This is a genomic window from Isoptericola sp. NPDC060185, from assembly GCF_042728595.1.
GTDB lineage: Bacteria > Actinomycetota > Actinomycetes > Actinomycetales > Cellulomonadaceae > Isoptericola.
Map to the genome: position 1 here is coordinate 1 of NZ_JBHWYY010000174.1, position 1,033 is coordinate 1,033.

Sequence of the window (1,033 nt, forward strand, 5' to 3'; positions counted from 1 at the left end):
TCGACGGCGTGCTCGCCAAGGCGATGGCCAAGCGGCCCGATGACCGGTTCGACTCCTGTTCGGACTTCGCCGAAGCCGCGATCGAGGCGTTGAACAGTCCGAGCGCGCCCGCGTTGCCGATCGTCGGTCCACGACCGGGCACCGGTGGGTCGCTGCCGATCGCCGGGCGGCCCACGACAGGTGGCGCGATTCCGCAGACCGGTCTGCCGTATCCCGTTGCCACGCAGGGCCCGATGACCGGCGGCCCGATGGGCACCGCGCAAGGCCCGATGACCGGCGGCCCGATGGGCACCGCGCAAGGCCCGATGACCGGCGGCCCGATGGGCACCGCCCAGGGCCCGATGACGGGTGGCCCGATGGGCACCCAGCGTCCGATGAACCAGTCGCCCACCGGCGCTTCGCAGCCCTACACCCAGCAGTCGCGGCCGCAGTACCAGTCGGCGCCGCGGCCACAGGCGAGTGGTTTCGCCCAGTATCCGCACGGGCAGCGGCCGCCGTCGAAGTCCAACACCGGGCTGATCATCGGCATCGTCGTCGCGGTGATCCTGGTGATCGTGCTGCTGATCGGCATCGGTATCGCAGCCAGCGGCGATGACGCGGGCGGCGGCGACCGCACGACCACCACGTCGGCGGGCACCTACATCACCCCGAGCGCCGACGCCATCAGCGCGGAGTTCGGCCGGATCGTGCCCGCCACGGTCGACGACTCCACCGGATACAACGGCGCCACCTGCTGGGAGACCGACAACAGCGATCCGCCGTCGCCCGCGGAAGGCGAACCCGACTTCGGCGCCTGGGTGCACCTGTGGAGCTGCTTCGGCGGCGGTGACAGCGACGATCCGTTCTACCGGATCTATGCCTTCAACTCGGCCGCCGACGCCAAGTCGGTGCTCGACGGCCTGCCGACCAACACCAAGTCCACCGACAGCAACGGCGGCAAGCAGTACACCAACTACAAGTACACCGACAACGGGAACAAGATCATCACGCAGTTCACCGGCGATCCCGGCCGCGCCCAGTTCCTGATGTACAC

General features: G+C 69.5%; 1 pseudogene. It reads left to right on the forward strand.

Annotation, left to right across the window (positions count from 1 at the left end):
• Nucleotides 1-1,033: pseudogene (locus ACFWDO_RS21505) on the forward strand (hypothetical protein); the annotation flags it as partial.